The sequence below is a fragment of the Pseudomonas sp. LF020 genome (assembly GCF_053456425.1).
In genome coordinates this window covers 771,243-787,782 of sequence record NZ_JBRFIX010000001.1, presented here as the reverse complement: position 1 = coordinate 787,782, position 16,540 = coordinate 771,243, and the positions used below count along the sequence as shown (strand labels likewise).

16 protein-coding genes are annotated in these 16,540 nt (G+C 59.8%); 3 read left to right on the top strand and 13 right to left on the bottom strand.

All coding sequences use genetic code 11. The features are described 5' to 3' along the window. Nucleotides 1-175: 175 nt before the first annotated feature. Nucleotides 176-334: a DUF3309 family protein gene (locus ACU680_RS03740; RefSeq protein ID WP_169432680.1), complete on the top strand. Its 159-nt coding sequence runs from the start codon at nt 176-178 to the stop codon at nt 332-334. Between the two features lie 58 nt (nt 335-392). Here the strand turns inward: ACU680_RS03740 and ACU680_RS03735 are convergent, their stop codons facing one another. The 10 genes from ACU680_RS03735 to ACU680_RS03690 all read right to left on the bottom strand — a co-directional run bounded on the left by ACU680_RS03735 (nt 393) and on the right by ACU680_RS03690 (nt 9,834). Beyond that, complete coding sequence (locus ACU680_RS03735) at nt 393-2,486, bottom strand: LTA synthase family protein (protein ID WP_448178672.1); 2,094 nt, start codon at nt 2,484-2,486, stop codon at nt 393-395. Nucleotides 2,487-2,797: 311 nt separating this feature from the next. Continuing rightward, nucleotides 2,798-3,403, bottom strand: coding sequence for an START domain-containing protein (locus ACU680_RS03730; protein ID WP_367085336.1), 606 nt, complete (start codon nt 3,401-3,403; stop codon nt 2,798-2,800). 41 nt (nt 3,404-3,444) lie between these two features. Next, nucleotides 3,445-3,699 carry a YkgJ family cysteine cluster protein gene (locus ACU680_RS03725; protein ID WP_027612393.1) on the bottom strand — a complete coding sequence of 85 codons (255 nt, stop codon included), beginning with the start codon at nt 3,697-3,699 and terminating at the stop codon, nt 3,445-3,447. A gap of 165 nt (nt 3,700-3,864) precedes the next feature. Further along, nucleotides 3,865-4,356 (bottom strand): translation initiation factor 2, encoded by a 492-nt coding sequence (locus ACU680_RS03720; RefSeq protein ID WP_448178671.1) that lies wholly within the window; start codon nt 4,354-4,356, stop codon nt 3,865-3,867. A gap of 78 nt (nt 4,357-4,434) precedes the next feature. Further along, entirely contained in the window at nt 4,435-5,874 is a 1,440-nt protein-coding gene (locus ACU680_RS03715) for an aminotransferase-like domain-containing protein (protein WP_003226969.1), read from the bottom strand. Between the two features lie 201 nt (nt 5,875-6,075). Continuing rightward, nucleotides 6,076-6,888 (bottom strand): OmpA family protein, encoded by an 813-nt coding sequence (locus ACU680_RS03710; protein WP_127648898.1) that lies wholly within the window; start codon nt 6,886-6,888, stop codon nt 6,076-6,078. Beyond that, complete coding sequence (locus ACU680_RS03705; RefSeq protein WP_177325746.1) at nt 6,885-7,241, bottom strand: DUF4398 domain-containing protein; 357 nt, start codon at nt 7,239-7,241, stop codon at nt 6,885-6,887. Before ACU680_RS03705 ends, ACU680_RS03710 begins: the two co-directional genes overlap by 4 nt. A gap of 9 nt (nt 7,242-7,250) precedes the next feature. After that, nucleotides 7,251-8,072, bottom strand: a complete 822-nt coding sequence (locus tag ACU680_RS03700) for a substrate-binding periplasmic protein (protein ID WP_448178670.1) — start codon at nt 8,070-8,072, stop codon at nt 7,251-7,253. 80 nt (nt 8,073-8,152) lie between these two features. After that, entirely contained in the window at nt 8,153-9,082 is a 930-nt protein-coding gene (locus ACU680_RS03695; RefSeq protein WP_007961977.1) for an electron transfer flavoprotein subunit alpha/FixB family protein, read from the bottom strand. A 2-nt stretch (nt 9,083-9,084) separates the two neighbouring features. After that, the gene (locus ACU680_RS03690) at nt 9,085-9,834 is read right to left on the bottom strand and encodes an electron transfer flavoprotein subunit beta/FixA family protein (protein WP_003226982.1); all 750 of its coding nucleotides are present in this window, start codon (nt 9,832-9,834) and stop codon (nt 9,085-9,087) included. A gap of 525 nt (nt 9,835-10,359) precedes the next feature. Between ACU680_RS03690 and ACU680_RS03685 the strand changes: the two genes are divergently transcribed. Further along, nucleotides 10,360-12,024, top strand: coding sequence for an electron transfer flavoprotein-ubiquinone oxidoreductase (locus tag ACU680_RS03685; RefSeq protein WP_448178669.1), 1,665 nt, complete (start codon nt 10,360-10,362; stop codon nt 12,022-12,024). A gap of 182 nt (nt 12,025-12,206) precedes the next feature. Here ACU680_RS03685 and ACU680_RS03680 read toward each other — a convergent pair whose 3' ends face one another. Further along, the gene (locus ACU680_RS03680; RefSeq protein ID WP_007961974.1) at nt 12,207-13,097 is read right to left on the bottom strand and encodes an AraC family transcriptional regulator; all 891 of its coding nucleotides are present in this window, start codon (nt 13,095-13,097) and stop codon (nt 12,207-12,209) included. Nucleotides 13,098-13,287: 190 nt separating this feature from the next. Here ACU680_RS03680 and ACU680_RS03675 point away from each other — a divergent pair, with 190 nt between their 5' ends. Beyond that, complete coding sequence (locus tag ACU680_RS03675) at nt 13,288-14,340, top strand: NAD(P)-dependent alcohol dehydrogenase (protein ID WP_095668610.1); 1,053 nt, start codon at nt 13,288-13,290, stop codon at nt 14,338-14,340. On the opposite strand, the gene ACU680_RS03670 is transcribed toward ACU680_RS03675, so the two are convergent. Both ACU680_RS03670 and ACU680_RS03665 read right to left on the bottom strand, forming a co-directional pair. Then, nucleotides 14,337-15,140 (bottom strand): IclR family transcriptional regulator, encoded by an 804-nt coding sequence (locus ACU680_RS03670; RefSeq protein WP_448178668.1) that lies wholly within the window; start codon nt 15,138-15,140, stop codon nt 14,337-14,339. The two genes, ACU680_RS03675 and ACU680_RS03670, sit on opposite strands and share 4 nt — an antisense overlap. Nucleotides 15,141-15,200: 60 nt before the next feature. Then, nucleotides 15,201-16,505, bottom strand: a complete 1,305-nt coding sequence (locus ACU680_RS03665) for an MFS transporter (protein WP_448178667.1) — start codon at nt 16,503-16,505, stop codon at nt 15,201-15,203. Nucleotides 16,506-16,540: the final 35 nt, after the last annotated feature.

Genomic DNA, 16,540 nt, shown 5'->3' with positions numbered 1-16,540 from the left:
AGGCTGCGATCTTTTGATCTTGCGCTTAAAGGAAATAAGCCTGCGGACCAAATACATTAAAAAAACATTGAATTTTCTTTCACGCGCACCGGTCGGAATTTGTAAGCCGTCTGGAATTAGTTAGCCTCCAGTCGCCCTTGAACACCAAGACTTCTCGAACACTATCAACAAGGAAATCGACATGGGCACAATTCTTATCATTATCCTGATCCTGTTGCTGATCGGTGGTCTGCCGGTCTTCCCGCACTCCAGAAGTTGGGGTTACGGTCCTTCGGGCATTATCGGTGTGGTGTTGGTGGTGCTGTTGGTCTTGCTGTTACTTGGCAGGATATAAAACCCCAAGACAAAAAAAAGAGGCCCTCAGGGGCCTCTTTTTTTATGCAGCGGTTTTATCAGTCCGGCTTGCCGTTGATCACACCGGCAGTGTTGTCCATCAGGCTCTTGGTCGCAGTTTGCAGGAACGCTTCAAGCTTGAGCTTCAGTTCGGCGGTACGCGGTGCGTCCGGAATGATTTCGGCAGAAGGGTTCGCGCCCAGTTGGTACTGGTAAATCTTCGGCGCCATTTCCTTCTCTTTCGGCAGCACCAGGATCTGGTCGGCGGTGACGATGGCGGTGGTCTGCTCGCTGCCCGACGGCTTGATCACACCGAAACCGGTATCGCCTTCCGGCAGGTTCAGCAGGTCGCGGCCCCAGCACTGGTGACGCACTTCGCCGCCCAGACGGCCCATGATGGTCGGCACGATGTCGATCTGCGTACCCACGGTGTGGTCACGGGTACCGAACTTCTCCTGAATGCCCGGGGCGATCATCAGCATCGGCACGTTGAAGCGGCCCAGGTCCATTTCAGTGATCTGGCGCTCGTTGCCGAAACCGTGGTCACCGACGATCACGAACAGGGTTTCCTTGAAGTACGGCTCTTTGCGCGCCTTCTCGAAGAACTGACCCAGTGCCCAGTCGGCGTAACGCATGGCGGTCAGGTGTTCGTTGAGGCTGCCGCGATCAGTCACGCGCTCCACCGGCAAAGGTGTCGGCAACGCATACGGCGTGTGGTTGGACAGGGTCTGCAGCAGCGCATAGAACGGCTTGCCGTTTTCCCGCGCCTTCAATTCCACCAGACCACGGTCGAACATGTCCTGGTCGGACACGCCCCAGGTCGGATCGGAGAACACCGGGTTGACGAAGTCATTACGACCCACGAAGTTGGTCATGCCCTGGTTGCTGAAGAAGCCCGACTGGTTATCCCAGGCAAAGTCGCCGTTGTAGACATACACGTCGTCATACTTGCGCGCACTGAGCAGTTGCGGCAGGCCGGAGAGCTTGTGGCTGCCTTCCGGAGTCTGCATCAGGTATTCGAAGCCCGGCAGGTTCGGGAAGCACGCCATGGTCGCAAACATGCCCTGGTGGGTGTGCGTACCGTTGGAGAAGAAGCGGTCGAACAGCAGGCCTTCCTTCGACAGTTTGTCGAGATACGGCGTGATGTTGCCCGGTGCGCCCAAAGCGCCGACCGAGTGCCCGGCCATGCTTTCCATCAGGATCACGACTACGTTCTTGATCGGCAGAGTCTTGTCGGCCGGTGGCGTGTAGTCACGACGCACGGCAGCGATGTCGGCATCGACCAGTTTGTCGTCCGGCATCACCAGCATCTCGCGCACCACTTTCTGCGCCTGTTCCTGCGGCAGGGTGGCTTTCCAGATGTTGTTGCGATCCTCGCCCATGCGGTCCTTGGCAGCGGCGATCAGCGACAGCGTACCGTTGAGGCCGAGCTGGTTGGCGAAGTTCGATTCGGTGGTGTACACGTCACCCCAGCGCAGCGGCGGGCCCTGTCGCAGGGTGCCACGAGCGGCCACGACGCAGATCAGCAGGCAGACCACGAACACCGCGAGGCGGGTGTACCACGGCGCCACCTGACGGGTGCCGACGTTGCCGCCGCTGAACGGGCCACGTGGCCGGGTCGCACGATCGGCGCCCTTGAACGCCAGGGTCAGGATCACGGTGCCGATGACCCACGCCAGCAGGTAGCGCACCACCGGGAAACCGTACCAGAGCATGCTCATCACGGTTTTCGGGTCTTCTTTTACGTACTGGAACACCAGGCCATTGAGGCGCTGGTGGAACTCACGGTAGAAGTCCATTTCCATCAGACCGAGGAACAGCGCGATGCTGGACGCCACGGTCAGCCACAGACGGAAGAACCCGCGAGCAGCCATCGCCCGGGCACTGAACAGTGCCAGCACCAGCGGAACGCAGACATAGACCACCAGGCGCAGGTCGAAACGCAGGCCATTGGCGAAAGCTTCGAGGAAGGTCGAAGCCGGGGTATCGAGGATCATCTCGCGGTTGTAGACCAGCAGCGCGAGGCGCAGCACGGAAAACATCACCATCATGACCAGGGCACACAACAGTGTGTAGGCCAGATGCGATTTGACGGTCGGTTGCAGCAGGCGAGTGGAAGATCGCTGCTGATTCAGGGCGTCCGGGTTTGCCATGTCGTTTTAGGACCCATTGGAAGTTGAAGTTGCAAAATACAGCGGCGCCATGCCCTCTATTGGCCATTCCAGGCCCCGGGGCGTGCGCGGTGCGCAAATGTTGCACGATCAACGGCAGCATTGCCATTGATTACTGCCGCCCTGCCCGACTCTTTCATGCAAGCATTCGGATACGGACAAGCGGGGCTGCGCGGGCGAATTGTCTGGAACACTTTGTGAAAATTTCGTCCAACGCATATCTGGAAACACAATATAACGACAAAACAAAAACGCCCCGAATCGGTCGGGGCGTTTTGCTGTGAGCGCGAAGATTACTTCTCAGCGCGTTCTTTCAGGGCTTTAAGGGTGTTGAAGGGAGCATCGACCACGAACTTGTTGGCAATCATGCTTGGCACGCTGCCGCCTGGTTCAGTGTGCACCTGATAGGTCACTTCAACCTGATCACCTTTGGGCACGAACTTCCAGAAGCCTTTGACCTGAGCGACACGGACAAAGCCTTTCTCTTCGGGAATGTACTTCGGCACGCCTTCGAGGTTGCGGGTCAGGCTGCCATCGGCACCTTCAACGGTGGTGACGTGCAGCACCGAATCGCGTGGGGTGACTGGCCACGGCGTATTGAACTGGGTGTAGGTCCAGCTCTGATCGCCTTCGTGTTTGAGCAGTTTCTGGGTTTTGCACTCGTGAATCCAGGCGCAGGCTCCGGACACGTCTTCCTGCAAGGCACGCAGTTTGGCAACGGTGGTCTTCATCAAGGCAACACCCTGATAGGACTTGTAATCGGAACCCGGCACTTCGGCCAGCGAGACCTTGATCCCGTCCTGCTCCTTGGCGACTTTCCAGTCCTCAGCCTGAGCAACCGAAGTAACCAGCACAGCCGTCAAACCACACAACACAGCGATACGATGCAGCGAACCCATAGTCTTATTCCTTATTGTTGAAGTTCCGTTCGTTTGACACATCACGCCGCCGTCATCTGCTCCCACCAGCCGATCAACCTGATCGCTTCCTCGGAGCTGCTGCCGCAGACTTCGACATCGGCGGCGAATCCTGAACAGACCGCCGGACGCTCCGGCTGGCCGAAAATGCTGCACAGGTTTTCGACCGAGAGTTGCACGCAACGTTCGCCGGCAGGTTTGCCGTTGGGCATGCCCGGAATGGCAGAGCTGATGGAAGGGGCAATACAGCAAGCGCCACAGCCTTCACGGCATTTCATGACGAGCAAGTCCTCGCGACGGGCAATGTGTTAAAGAGACACGGACAGAGTAACCGCTAAAACGGTTGTTTCAAATTCCCTGAACCGGGGTTTTTACCGATAACTGAATGTGACTGACCAGTCTCCGACAAAGCGTCTGGTTCGCGGGTCACGGATCGATTGAATTTATTGCTTGAACTCGAAATCCAGCGCAGCGCCTTCGACTTCGCGGCGCTCTTCGTTGCGCAGCTGCAACTGCATTTCGTTGCTGAGCAGGCGGCCGTTGAGCTGGAAGCCGCTGTTCTTCTCGCCGAACATCTGCGGCAAGATCGCCTCGTGCTTGGGCAGCGACACGGTGCCGGCGGGTTTGAGTTGCTGAACCATGTCCTTGGGCAGGCTCAGATCGAGCTTGGCCGGCGGCAGTTTGGTTTTCACCACTTCACTGGCCGGTTTCGACTTGGAGGCAATCGGGGGCCGCTTCTTCAGCGGGGCGACTTTCTTTTGCGGGGCTTTTTTAACCTGAGCTTTCTTGTCCGCAACGGCTTTGCTGCTGGCGGTTTTACTCGCCGGAGCTGACGCCGCAGGCTTTTCCTGAACGGCGGCTGCCATGACACCGGGCGCATCGCCCATCGTCAACACACCAAGCAAAATCCAGGCAGCAGGCAAAATCGCTTTCATGAGCCCCACAACACTAACGGCAGAGGGCCATATGCTCGCCTGTTGAGCGTCACAAGACAAGCATGACGCGCCGCTCGTTCAGAAACCGCCAGCGGTTTCCTGACACAGTTGGGTCGCCAGCAAACCGAGGGTCATCAGCGCCCTTTCCGCCTCGCGATTCCACGGCGTGCCGCAGTTCAGGCGAATGCAGTGATTGAACTGCTCGGTATTACTGAAGATCAGCCCCGGTGCAATGCTGATGCCCTGCTGCAAGGCGCGCACGTGCAATTCCTGGGTATTGACCCTGCCCGGCAGACTCACCCAGAGGATGAAACCGCCCGTAGGCCGGGTCATTTGCGTGCCTTCGGGGAAGTACTGCTGCACCGCCAGCTGGAACGCACTGAGGTTTTTTCGGTATTCCTGGCGGATGTACCGTAAATGCCGGTCATAACCGCCATTTTCCAGATAAGCGGCAATCGCCATCTGCGTGACACTGCACGCCGAATGCGTGGTGAAAGTCTGCAGACGCTGGATTTCCTGCTGATACTTGCCGGCAATCATCCAGCCGACGCGTACGCCCGGCGACAATGTCTTGGAGAAACTCGAGCAGTAGATCACCCGATCCAGTCGATCGTAGGCTTTGAGGGCTTTGGTGCGGCCCTGTTCGAACATCAACTCGCCATAGATGTCGTCTTCGACGATCTGGATATCAAAATCCGAGGCCAGACGCAGCAGTTGCTTCTGCCGCTCTTCGGGCATGGTGCCGCCCAGTGGATTGCTCAGGCGAGTGGTCAGAACCAACGCTTTGATCGACCATTGGTTGGCCGCCAGTTGCAGCGCTTCGAGGCTCATGCCAGTGGCCGGGTCGCTGGGGATCTCGATCACTTTCAGGCCCAGCAGGTCGGCCAGTTGCAGCAAGCCGTAATAGGTTGGCGATTCGGCGGCGATCAGATCACCTGGACGGGTCAGCACCCGCAGCGACATCTGCAGCGCATCGACACAACCGTGGGTGATCACCACTTCTGACGGATCGACCACGACCCCGGCGTCGCGCATGCGGATCGCCACTTGCCGGCGCAGCGGTTCGAACCCGGGGCTGAACATGTAGCTGAATGCCCGAGGACTATGGAAACGAGTGACTTTGGCCAGTTGCTGATGCAATGCGCGCACCGGCAAATAGTCAACGCTCGGCACTGCCGCGCCCAACGGGAAAACCCCCTCGCGCCGGGATTCGACCAACACTTGCTGAATGATACTGGCGCGGGTGACCAGGCCTGGCCGTTCGACCCGGGCGATGTCCGGCGTCGGCGCCGTTAGTGCCGGGGTCTGGTGTACGTAGTAACCGGACTGCGGCCGCGCACGGATCAGGCCCTGATCTTCGAGATTGGCGTAAGCCTGCAACACCGTTGCATGGCTGACATTGAGCTGCGAACTCATCTTGCGCACCGACGGCACGCGTTCTCCGGGCTGATAGACACCACGCCGGATGTCTTCCGCCAGTTGTTGAGCAATACGTTGATAGAGCAAGAGGTTGGTCATGACGCAGCACTCGATTTCACGGGCATTTTATTCTTGTGTGAAACAATACCGGAACAGTTTAGAAGTGTACTGGGACAGTTGCCACCATAGTCGACCATACAGTGCAGTGTCAGCTACAACTCTACGGATTTGCGTGCTATTCGACAGACGTAAAAAAGCCCGGCTCTGCATGACAGGCCGGGCTTTCCAGAGACGCAGCCCTCAGCGGGCGGCGCCGAGCTGGCCTTTTTCGTCGGAGAACACAATTTCCACCCGACGGTTCTGTGCCCGCCCGCGCTCGGAAGCGTTGGCGTCCACTGGGTACTCGTCGCCGTAACCTTCGACCTGAATGCGCTTGTCCTCAATCCCGAGGTCCATCAGCACATCGGCCACCGCCTGCGCGCGATCACGCGACAGCTTGAGGTTTTCCTGTTTGCCGCCGGTGCTGTCGGTGTAACCCTCGATGCGCACCACGCGTTTCGGGTTGAGCTGCAGGAACTGCACGATCTTCAACACCACGCGGTTGGCCGAGTTCTTCAGCTCCGCTTCGCCGGTGTCGAACAGCACGTCCCCCAAGGTCATGACCAGACCGCGATCGGTTTGCGTGGTGGCCAGCGCGACGATCTGTTCTTCGAGCCACTTGCCCTGCTGCTGCACGCTCAGCAGTTTGGACTCGCGCAGGGCCAGTTGCAGGCGCTGGCGCTCCAGCTCCAGCTTCGCCGCGCGCTCTTCGTTGAGCACCAGATTGGTGTGTTCGCGGGCGATTTCGCTGTAACGCTGACTCAGGTAGGCGTAATGCGCGACGTCCCAACCGCTGCCCCAATAGGTCGACAGGCGATCGGCACGGGCCAGCGATTCACCGGCGCGGATCACGTCCTTGGGCGCGATACGCAGCACGTTGGAATCTTCCTTGACCTTCTGGAAGTCGCTGCTGGCCTGTTGCAAGGCGGCTTCGCTGTGTTGACCGGCGCAACCGTAGAGGCTTGCGCAACCGGCCAGAATCAACCCGCCGAGGGCTTTGGACTTGAGGCTCATTGGGCATCTCCCAGTTGCTTGCGCAGACGGATGATGCGGGTGTTGAGCACGTTCAGTTGCTCTTCGCTCTTTTGCGTCAGCACCTTGGCTTCGGCCAGACGTGCATCCAGCTCGGCCTGTTCGGAACGCATGCGCGCGTTCTTGTAAGACTCGTCGGTCATGTTGCCCTTGGCCCGGTTGAACTTGTCTTCGGCCAGTTTCATTTCCGGCATTTCATCGGCGGTCGCACCGACAGCCTTGGCCTGGGTGATGGCCTGCTCGGTCAGGCGCATTTGCTCAATGGGCGCAGGATCGTTGGCGCAGCCGGCCAGGGCCAGAACGGCCATGGCCGCGAAAAGAGGTCGAATACTCACTAAGAATCCCTACTGTTTTGGGGCACTGACAGGTGGCTGCGGCTGTTGCTGCTGAACCTTCCAGCGCTCGATGTTGCGTTGCAGCGCGGCTTCGGTCAGTCCGGACGCGGGCAATTCTGTCATCTTTTTAGCGAGCTGTCCGCGCAACCACGGATCGTTGCAGGCCGAGTTGTGCGAAACCGCGAGGAACAGTCCCGGTCGGTCGATCGGTTGCTCGAAGGCCAGCAGATCATTGGCCATGCCCAATGCCTGCGCGGCGGCCATGCCCGAGTAGCGACCGGCGAGTACATATTCCACTTCACCCAGCAGAAGTTTCTGAAAGGCCTGGGTGATGTTTGCCGTCCGCGTCAGGGTCAGATTCTGCTCGGCGAAAGTGCCGAATGCCTGGGTCATTCGAGACTTTTCCGACATCCCGCCCGTGTGCCCGTGCAGGTCTTTGGCTTCGCTGTAGATCAGCGTCGAGCCTTTGCGCGTCCATACCAGGTAGTCGTTTTCCAGCAACGGCGGATAGATGTAGTCGAGGTTTTCCAGTTCATTGAACATCAGCGGTGTGTCAGCCAGCATGTCCATGCGCCCGCTGCGCACTTCATCGAGGGCCTGCGCGCGTTTGCCGGCGTAGAGCAGCTCGACCTTGATCCCCAGATCCTTGGCCACTTGCTGCAACAGGTCGGCACTGGCGCCGATCAACTGCTTGGGATTCTGCGGATCCTGCCACAGGTACGGCGGCGCATCCGGGCTGCCGGTGACGACGAGGCGCTCGCATTTGCCGGCGGCCGCAGCCATGCCCGGCAAGAGGATCAATCCCGATAACAGCCAGCGGCGCAGATCCATGGCAAAACACTCCCACTCAAATTCGAGACAAAAAAAAGCCCGACCACAAGGCCGGGCTCTTTATAAGTGAAGCCGCCGGATTAGACCAGCTTCTCCAGCTCAGGTACCGCTTCGAACAGATCCGCCACCAGACCGTAATCGGCCACCTGGAAGATCGGCGCTTCTTCGTCCTTGTTGATCGCGACGATCACTTTGGAGTCTTTCATGCCGGCCAGATGCTGGATCGCGCCGGAGATACCGACGGCGATGTACAGCTGTGGCGCAACGATCTTGCCGGTCTGACCGACCTGCATGTCGTTCGGTACGAAACCTGCGTCGACCGCAGCGCGCGAAGCACCCACGGCTGCGCCCAGCTTGTCGGCCAGGGCGTACAGGTGTTTGAAGTTGTCACCGTTCTGCATGCCGCGGCCGCCGGAAACGACGATCTTGGCAGCGGTCAGCTCAGGACGATCGGACTTGGCCAGTTCTTCGCTGACGAAGCTGGAAGTGCCGGCGTCGTGCGCCGCAGCAACCGCTTCAACAGCCGCCGAACCACCTTCAGCGGCAACCGGGTCGAAACCGGTGGCACGCACGGTGATCACTTTGATCGCAGCGGTCGATTGCACGGTAGCGATAGCGTTACCGGCGTAGATCGGACGCTTGAAAGTATCGGCGCTTTCTACCGAGATGATCTCGGAGATCTGGTCAACGTCCAGTGCAGCGGCAACGCGCGGCAGGATGTTTTTGCCGTTGGACGTGGCGGCAGCCAGGATGTGGCTGTAGCCCTTGCCCAGCTCTGCAACCAGCGGCGCAACGTTTTCCGGCAGCTGATGCGCGTAAGCGGCATTGTCAGCGTTCAGGACTTTGCTCACACCAGCGATTTTCGCAGCGGCTTCAGCCACGGCGCCAGCGCCCTGGCCTGCAACCAGAACGTGGATGTCGCCGCCGATTTTGGCAGCAGCAGCCACGGTATTCAGTGTGGCCGGGGCCAGAACTTTGTTGTCGTGTTCAGCGATTACCAAGATAGTCATTTTTAGATTACCTTCGCTTCGTTTTTCAGTTTCTCGACCAGTTCAGCCACCGACTTGACCTTGATACCCGCGCTGCGTGCAGCTGGCGCTTCGACTTTCAGGGTCTTGTTGGTGGAGGCGGTGGAAACGCCCAAAGCGTCCGGAGTCAGCACTTCAAGAGGCTTCTTCTTGGCTTTCATGATGTTTGGCAGGGACGCGTAGCGCGGCTCGTTCAAACGCAGGTCGGTGGTGACAATGGCCGGCAGTTTCAGCGAAACGGTCTGCGCGCCGCCGTCGATTTCGCGGGTCACGGCAACGCTGTCGCCGGACACTTCGACTTTCGAAGCGAATGTGCCCTGACCGTAGCCGCTCAGTGCAGCGAGCATCTGGCCGGTCTGGTTGTTGTCGCTGTCGATGGCCTGTTTGCCCAGGATCACCAGTTGAGGCTGTTCCTTGTCGACCACAGCCTTGAGCAGCTTGGCCACGGCCAGCGAAGTCAGGTCTTCAGCGGATTCGACGAGGATGGCGCGGTCGGCACCCAGAGCCAGTGCAGTACGCAGCTGTTCCTGAGCGGTGGACGGGCCGATGGAGACGACGACGATTTCAGTCGCAACACCTTTCTCTTTCAGGCGTACAGCTTCTTCCACTGCGATTTCGCAGAACGGGTTCATCGACATCTTGACGTTGGCGAGGTCTACGCCGGAATTGTCCGCCTTGACGCGGACCTTGACGTTGTAATCCACAACGCGTTTGACAGCTACAAGAACCTTCATGGATTCCTCGTTACTCTCCGGTGAAAAGAAAGTCGCCTAGGCGAACCTGGCGGATGATGCTCATCGGGCACAAGGGCACCTCTAAAAACGCCGGCTGGGGCCGATGACCGTTCGTCGGTGGTGACCAACGGGTCATTGATTCGCACGGTGTGTAAACTGCGCGCCAGACTCGCGCTGCGCATCACCTTGTACTGCCTGTGCCCTGTCTTTAGAGGTGCTCTTGAAACCGCCAGTCTGCCTACGGCGAGCGCAAAACCGCCCGTATCTTGACCGGAACGCCTATTCCGGTCAATACGGCAAAATGGCCGTTCATAAGCCGCGCTTCTTTGATTTCTCTGGGCTGGAGCCGATTCAAACAAACGTTTGTATTGGACGCTCGGAGTGGTGTAGATATAATGCGCCGCCTAGAGAGAAAGGTGGTTTGCCCATTATTACCCTTGACGTTAACGTAAAGGCAATAACGGATACGACACCGAACCTCCAAATTAGAAAAAAAACTGTTGAGCCTTGAGTAGGAGATAGCCTGTGGAACGCGAATACATGGAATTCGACGTGGTCATCGTCGGTGCCGGCCCCGCTGGCCTGTCCGCCGCCTGCCGTCTGAAGCAGAAGGCCGCCGAAGCCGGTAAGGAAATCAGCGTCTGCGTGGTCGAAAAAGGCTCCGAAGTCGGCGCACACATCCTTTCCGGTGCCGTGTTCGAACCACGCGCTCTGAATGAACTGTTCCCGGACTGGAAAGAACTCGGCGCCCCGCTGAACACCCCGGTCACCCGCGACGATATTTTCGTGCTGAAAAACGCCGACAGCGCGCAGAAGATTCCTGACTTCTTTGTGCCCAAGACCATGCACAACGAAGGCAACTTTATTATTTCCCTGGGCAACCTGTGCCGCTGGCTGGCCCAGCAGGCTGAGAACCTGGGTGTGGAAATCTACCCGGGCTTCGCCGCTCAGGAAGCCTTGATCGACGAAAACGGCATCGTGCGCGGGATCATCACCGGTGATCTGGGCGTCGACCGCGAAGGCAATCCGAAAGAAGGCCTGTACACCCCGGGCATGGAACTGCGTGGCAAATACACGCTGTTCGCCGAAGGTTGCCGTGGGCACATCGGCAAGCAGTTGATCAAGCGCTACAACCTCGACAGCGATGCCGACGCCCAGCACTACGGCATCGGCCTCAAAGAAATCTGGGAAATCGACCCGGCCAAACATCAGCCAGGCCTGGTCGTACACACCGCCGGCTGGCCGCTGGACATCATGGGCACCGAAAACACCGGCGGCTCGTTCCTCTATCACCTGGAAAACAACCAGGTGGTGGTCGGTCTGATCGTTGACCTGTCCTACAGCAACACCTACCTGTCGCCGTTCGACGAGTTCCAGCGCCTCAAGCATCACCCGGTGCTCAAGCAATACCTGGAAGGCGGCAAACGCGTCAGCTACGGCGCCCGCGCCATCTGCAAAGGTGGCCTGAACTCGCTGCCGAAAATGGTCTTCAAGGGTGGCGCGCTGATCGGTTGCGACCTCGGCACCCTGAACTTCGCCAAGATCAAAGGCAGCCACACCGCGATGAAGTCCGGCATGCTCGCTGCCGAGTCGGTGGCCGACGCCCTGTTCGCCGAAAAGGATGGCACTGAAGAGCTGACTTCCTACGTCGACGCGTTCAAGAAGAGCTGGCTCTACGACGAACTGTTCGCCAGCCGTAACTTCGGCCCGGCGATCCACAAGTTCGGCGCGATTGTCGGCGGTGGTTTCAACTGGCTGGACCAGAACATCTTCGGCGGCAAACTGCCGTTCACCCTGCATGACACCAAGCCGGACTACGCTTGCCTGAAACTGGCGGCCGACTGCAAGAAGATCGACTATCCGAAGCCGGACGGCAAACTCAGCTTCGACAAACTGAGCTCGGTGTTCATCTCCGGTACCAACCACGAAGAAGAACAGCCTTGCCATCTGAAGCTGACCGACCCGAGCATTCCGCTGAGTCGCAACCTGCCGATGTACGACGAACCGGCGCAGCGCTACTGCCCGGCCGGTGTGTACGAAGTGATCACCAAGGAAGACGGCGAAAAACGCTTCCAGATCAACGCCCAGAACTGCGTGCACTGCAAGACCTGTGACATCAAGGACCCTTCGCAGAACATCACCTGGGTCACGCCGGAAGGCGCTGGCGGCCCGACTTACCCGAACATGTAGGTCGAATCGCTGAACAACGAGGCTCCCGAAATGGGGGCCTTTTTGTTGCCCAAAATTTAATGCATCACATCACCCCCTGTGGGAGCTGGCTTGCCAGCGATGGGGCCGTGTCAGTCGACATCTTGGCTGCCTGGATCACCGCCATCGCTGGCAAGCCAGCTCCCACAGAGTTACGCGAACTGTCAGGCAACGCGCTCATCCCCCGGGCTGCGCTCAAAGTAGCGCTTGTACTCACGACTGAACTGCGACGTACTCTGATACCCCACCCGATGCGCCACCTGCGCCACGCCCAGCCCTTCGGCGACCAGCAAGGTCTGCGCCTTGAGCAGGCGCAGGCGCTTCAGATACTGCACCGGCGACAGCAGCGTGCTGCGCTTGAAGTGCTCGTGGAAGGACGACACGCTCATGTTCGCGCAACTGGCCAGAGTCTCGACATTCAGCGGCTCGGTGTAATGCGCATGCAGATGGCTGATCGACGCTGCGACCCGGGCGAACTGCCCCTGCTGCTCCACCAGCGCGCGCAACACATCGGCCTGCGGCCCGCGCAGCGCGGTGAACAACAATTCACGCACCCGCGCCGGCCCGAGAATCTGCCGCTCCAGCGGATCGTGCAGGCAGCGCAGCAAACGTTCGACACAGCCACGCATGTCATCGTCGAGCACCACCGAGGTCATCGACTCCGGTGTCTGCGCCGGAATGTGCCGCCCCGGCGCCAGCCCCATGGCCAGCACCAATTCACCGAGCAGCACCCGGTCGATCGCTACCGACACCCCCAGCAACGGCGCATCCGGCAAGGCAAAGGTTTCGCACTCGAACGGCACCGGCAGCGCCTGAATCAGGTAATGCCCAGCGCCGTACTCCATGGTGCGCGGGCCGAGGAACGCCAGTTTGCTGCCCTGGGCGATGATCATCAGGCTCGGCTCATAAATGTGCGGGCCACGCGCCACGTCACAACTGGCGCGCAACACCTGCACGCCGGGCAACCCGGTCTGGCTGTAACCATCGCAGAGCGCCAGCGGCTCGATCAGCGAAACCAGCGTGGCATTGGCATCAAGGTGACGGGTCAACTGCATCGGAGGGGTCTTCAAAAAAGTCACGGAAAAAGGCATGCAAGCATCATCGCAGATCCTTTTGCCAATGCGCTTGCCCAGACCCGCATGCCGGAGGATTAGGCATGAGACCCGGAGGAATCGTCATGGCCGCAACGGCAGACGGCGCCCAGAATGCGCCACCTCACCTGTCACTGCTTCTGCGAGGTTTCTCATGTACACCGCTATCGGTTATGCCGCTCAATCGGCCACCACTCCCCTCGCCCCGATGAAATTCGAACGCCGCAGCCCACGCGCTGACGACGTGGCGATCGAGATCCTGTACTGCGGCGTCTGCCACTCCGACATCCACCAGGCGCGCAACGAATGGGGCATCGCGGTTTATCCGCTGATGCCTGGCCATGAGATCGTCGGCAAAGTCACTGCCATCGGTGCGAACGTCACTCAACATAAAGTCGGCGATCTGGTCGGCGTTGGCTGCATGGTCGACTCCTGCCGCACCTGCGCCGCCTGCCAGCAGAACCTTGAGCAATACTGCCTCGAAGGCCCGACCATGACCTACGCCACCCCGGACCGGGTCGATGGCAGCAACACCATGGGCGGCTACTCGGACAGCATCGTGGTCAGCGAACACTTCGTCGTGCGCATTCCTGAAAAGCTGGATCTGGCCAGCGCCGCGCCGATCCTCTGCGCCGGCATCACCACCTACTCGCCGCTCAAGCATTACGGGGTCAAGGCCGGCGACAAGGTCGGGATTCTCGGTATGGGCGGCCTCGGCCACATGGGCATCAAGTTTGCCAAGGCACTGGGCGCGGAAGTCACGCTGTTCACCCGTTCGGCGAGCAAGGCCGAGGAAGGTCGTCGTCAGGGCGCCGATCATGTGATCGTCTCCACCGATGCCGAGCAGATGGCTGCCGCCGCAGGCCGCTTCGATTTCCTGCTCGACACCATTCCGGTGCAGCATGATCTCAATCCGTACCTGCAAACCCTGCGCTTTGATGGCGTGCACATTCTGGTCGGCCTGATCGAACCGATCGATCCGCCCGTGCACGCTGCCAACCTGGTGCTGGGCCGTCGCGTGCTGGCCGGTTCGTTGATCGGCGGCATTGCCGAAACCCAGGAAGTGCTGGATTTCTGCGCCGAGCACAACATCACCTGCGACATCGAAATGCTCGACATCCGCCAGATCAACGAGGCCTATGCGCGGATGATTGCCGGTGATGTGAAGTATCGCTTCGTGATCGACATGGCGACGCTGAAGCTTTAAACCTTCAGACCGAGTTCTGCCGAGAGCCGGGCTGTGACCCCTTTGATCAGGGGGATCAGCTCGGCCATTTTTTCCAGCGGCATGTACGGCACGGTGCTGGCGATACTGATCGCCGCGACAATGCGCTTGCTCGCATCACGAATCGGCGCCGCCACGCAGCGGATCGACGGTTCGTTGTCTTCCAGATCGAAGGCGTAGCCGCCGGCCACGTACTCGGTCATGCGCTGCTCGAGCTGCTCCCACGATTGCTGGGGATGCTGCGGCCAGAATTGACTTTTCCCACCCGCCGGCAGGCTGATGTCGTACAAGCGCTGCCAATCCTGCGGCGCATCGTCGAGCATCAAGGCCTTGCCGATCCCGGTGCGTGCCAACGGCATGCGGTGGCCGACTCGCGAGCGCATTTCCGGGCCGTTACGCCCCGGATTCTTCAGCAGGTACAACACCTCGTCGCCCTCACGAATCCCTAAATGCACGGTGTCCCCGGTCAGCGCCGACAACTCATCCAGATAGGGCGCGGCCAGGCTCACCAGCGGCAACTCTTCGCGCGCCTGAAACCCCAGCTCGATCAGCTTCGGCCCCAGCAGATAGCCGATTTGCGGCACCACGCGCAGGTAACGTTCGTCCACCAGGCAACTGGCCAGACGATGGGTGGTGCTGCGCGTGGTGCCGATCAGTCGCGCAATCTCTTTCAGATCGCGGGCGCCACTGGCCACCGCCTGCACCACGCCCAGCCCGCGAAGCAGGGTCTGGGTGCCGGTGGGTACGGCGTCCTTGGTTTTTTCCGGGGCGTCTTCCTGCATATCCAGCCTTTACCGTTGAGCGAGGGAACGGGCGGCATTATGGTCGCCCGACGCTGACCACTACAACTCGATACGCTCGACCTTGCCCACCAGCAGCACGTAGGACAATGCACCGATCAGCGCCAGAACCGCGATGTAGGTGATCGCCGGAGCAAACGAATCACCGCTGGCGAGGAGTCCGATGACAATCGGCGTGGCAATTGCCGACAGGTTGCCGATGAAGTTGAACACCCCGCCAGTCAAACCGAGCAAGCGTGCCGGCGCTAGGGTCGAGACCAGCGACCAGGTGATTGACGCCAGGCCGTTGCCGAAAAACGCCAGCGCGAGGAAGGCAATCACCAGCGGCGTCGATTCAACAAAATTGGCGCCGATGATCGAGGTGGAAATCAACAGTCCGCCAATGATCGGCAACTTGCGCGCGAAGCCCACGCTGCAGCCACGGCGGATCAGCAGGTCGGAAAAGAACCCCGAACACAGCACGCCAATGAACGCGGCCAGAAACGGCAGTGATGCCAGCAGCCCGGACTTGATGAAGTCCATGCCGCGATATTTCACCAGGTAGGTCGGGAACCACGTCAGGAAAAACCACAGCGTCGAGTTCAGGCAGAACTGGCCGAGGTAGATGCCCCACAACTTGCGTTTGCTCAGGACGATGCCGAGGTCGGTCCAACTGAACGAGGCCTTGGCCGTTTGCGCTTGAATGTCTACGAGTCCGCCGCCCTCGCGGATCAGGTCGATCTCCGCGTCGTTGGCGCCCTTGAAGTCCCGCGGTTCGCGATACACCGCGTACCAGATCGCCGCCCAGACAATCCCCGCCGCACCGGTGGCGACGAACACCATGTGCCAGCCGAACTCATGTTGCAGCCACGCCAGCACCGGGGTCAGAAACGCCAGGCCGACAAATTGCCCGGAGGTGTAGAAACCAATCGCCGTGGCTCGCTCACGCTCGGGAAACCAGGTGGTGACCACGCGGCTGTTAATCGGATAGGCCGGCGCTTCCAGCGCGCCGACCACCATGCGCAGCACGAACAGCGCAATGAAACTCGCGGCAAAGCCGAGCATCACCGTGGCCAGCGACCACAGCAGCAGCGCGATGCTATAGAGGATGCGCGGCGGCACCCGATCCACCAGCCAGCCGCCGGGGATCTGCATCGCGGCGTAGGTCCAGCCAAATGCGGAGAAAATCAACCCGACGTGCACCGGATCGATGCCCAGTTCGCTGGTCAGCGCGGGCGCGGCAATCGACAGGTTGCTGCGATCGAGGTAGTTGATGACCACGGTGATGAACAGCAGCACCATGATGAAAAACCGCTTGCGGCTGGGCGTGACTAAAGACGCCTGCCCGGTGAGGGTTTGCGGTGGCATGGGGGGGGGTGCCTCTTCTTATGATTATTTGAGGA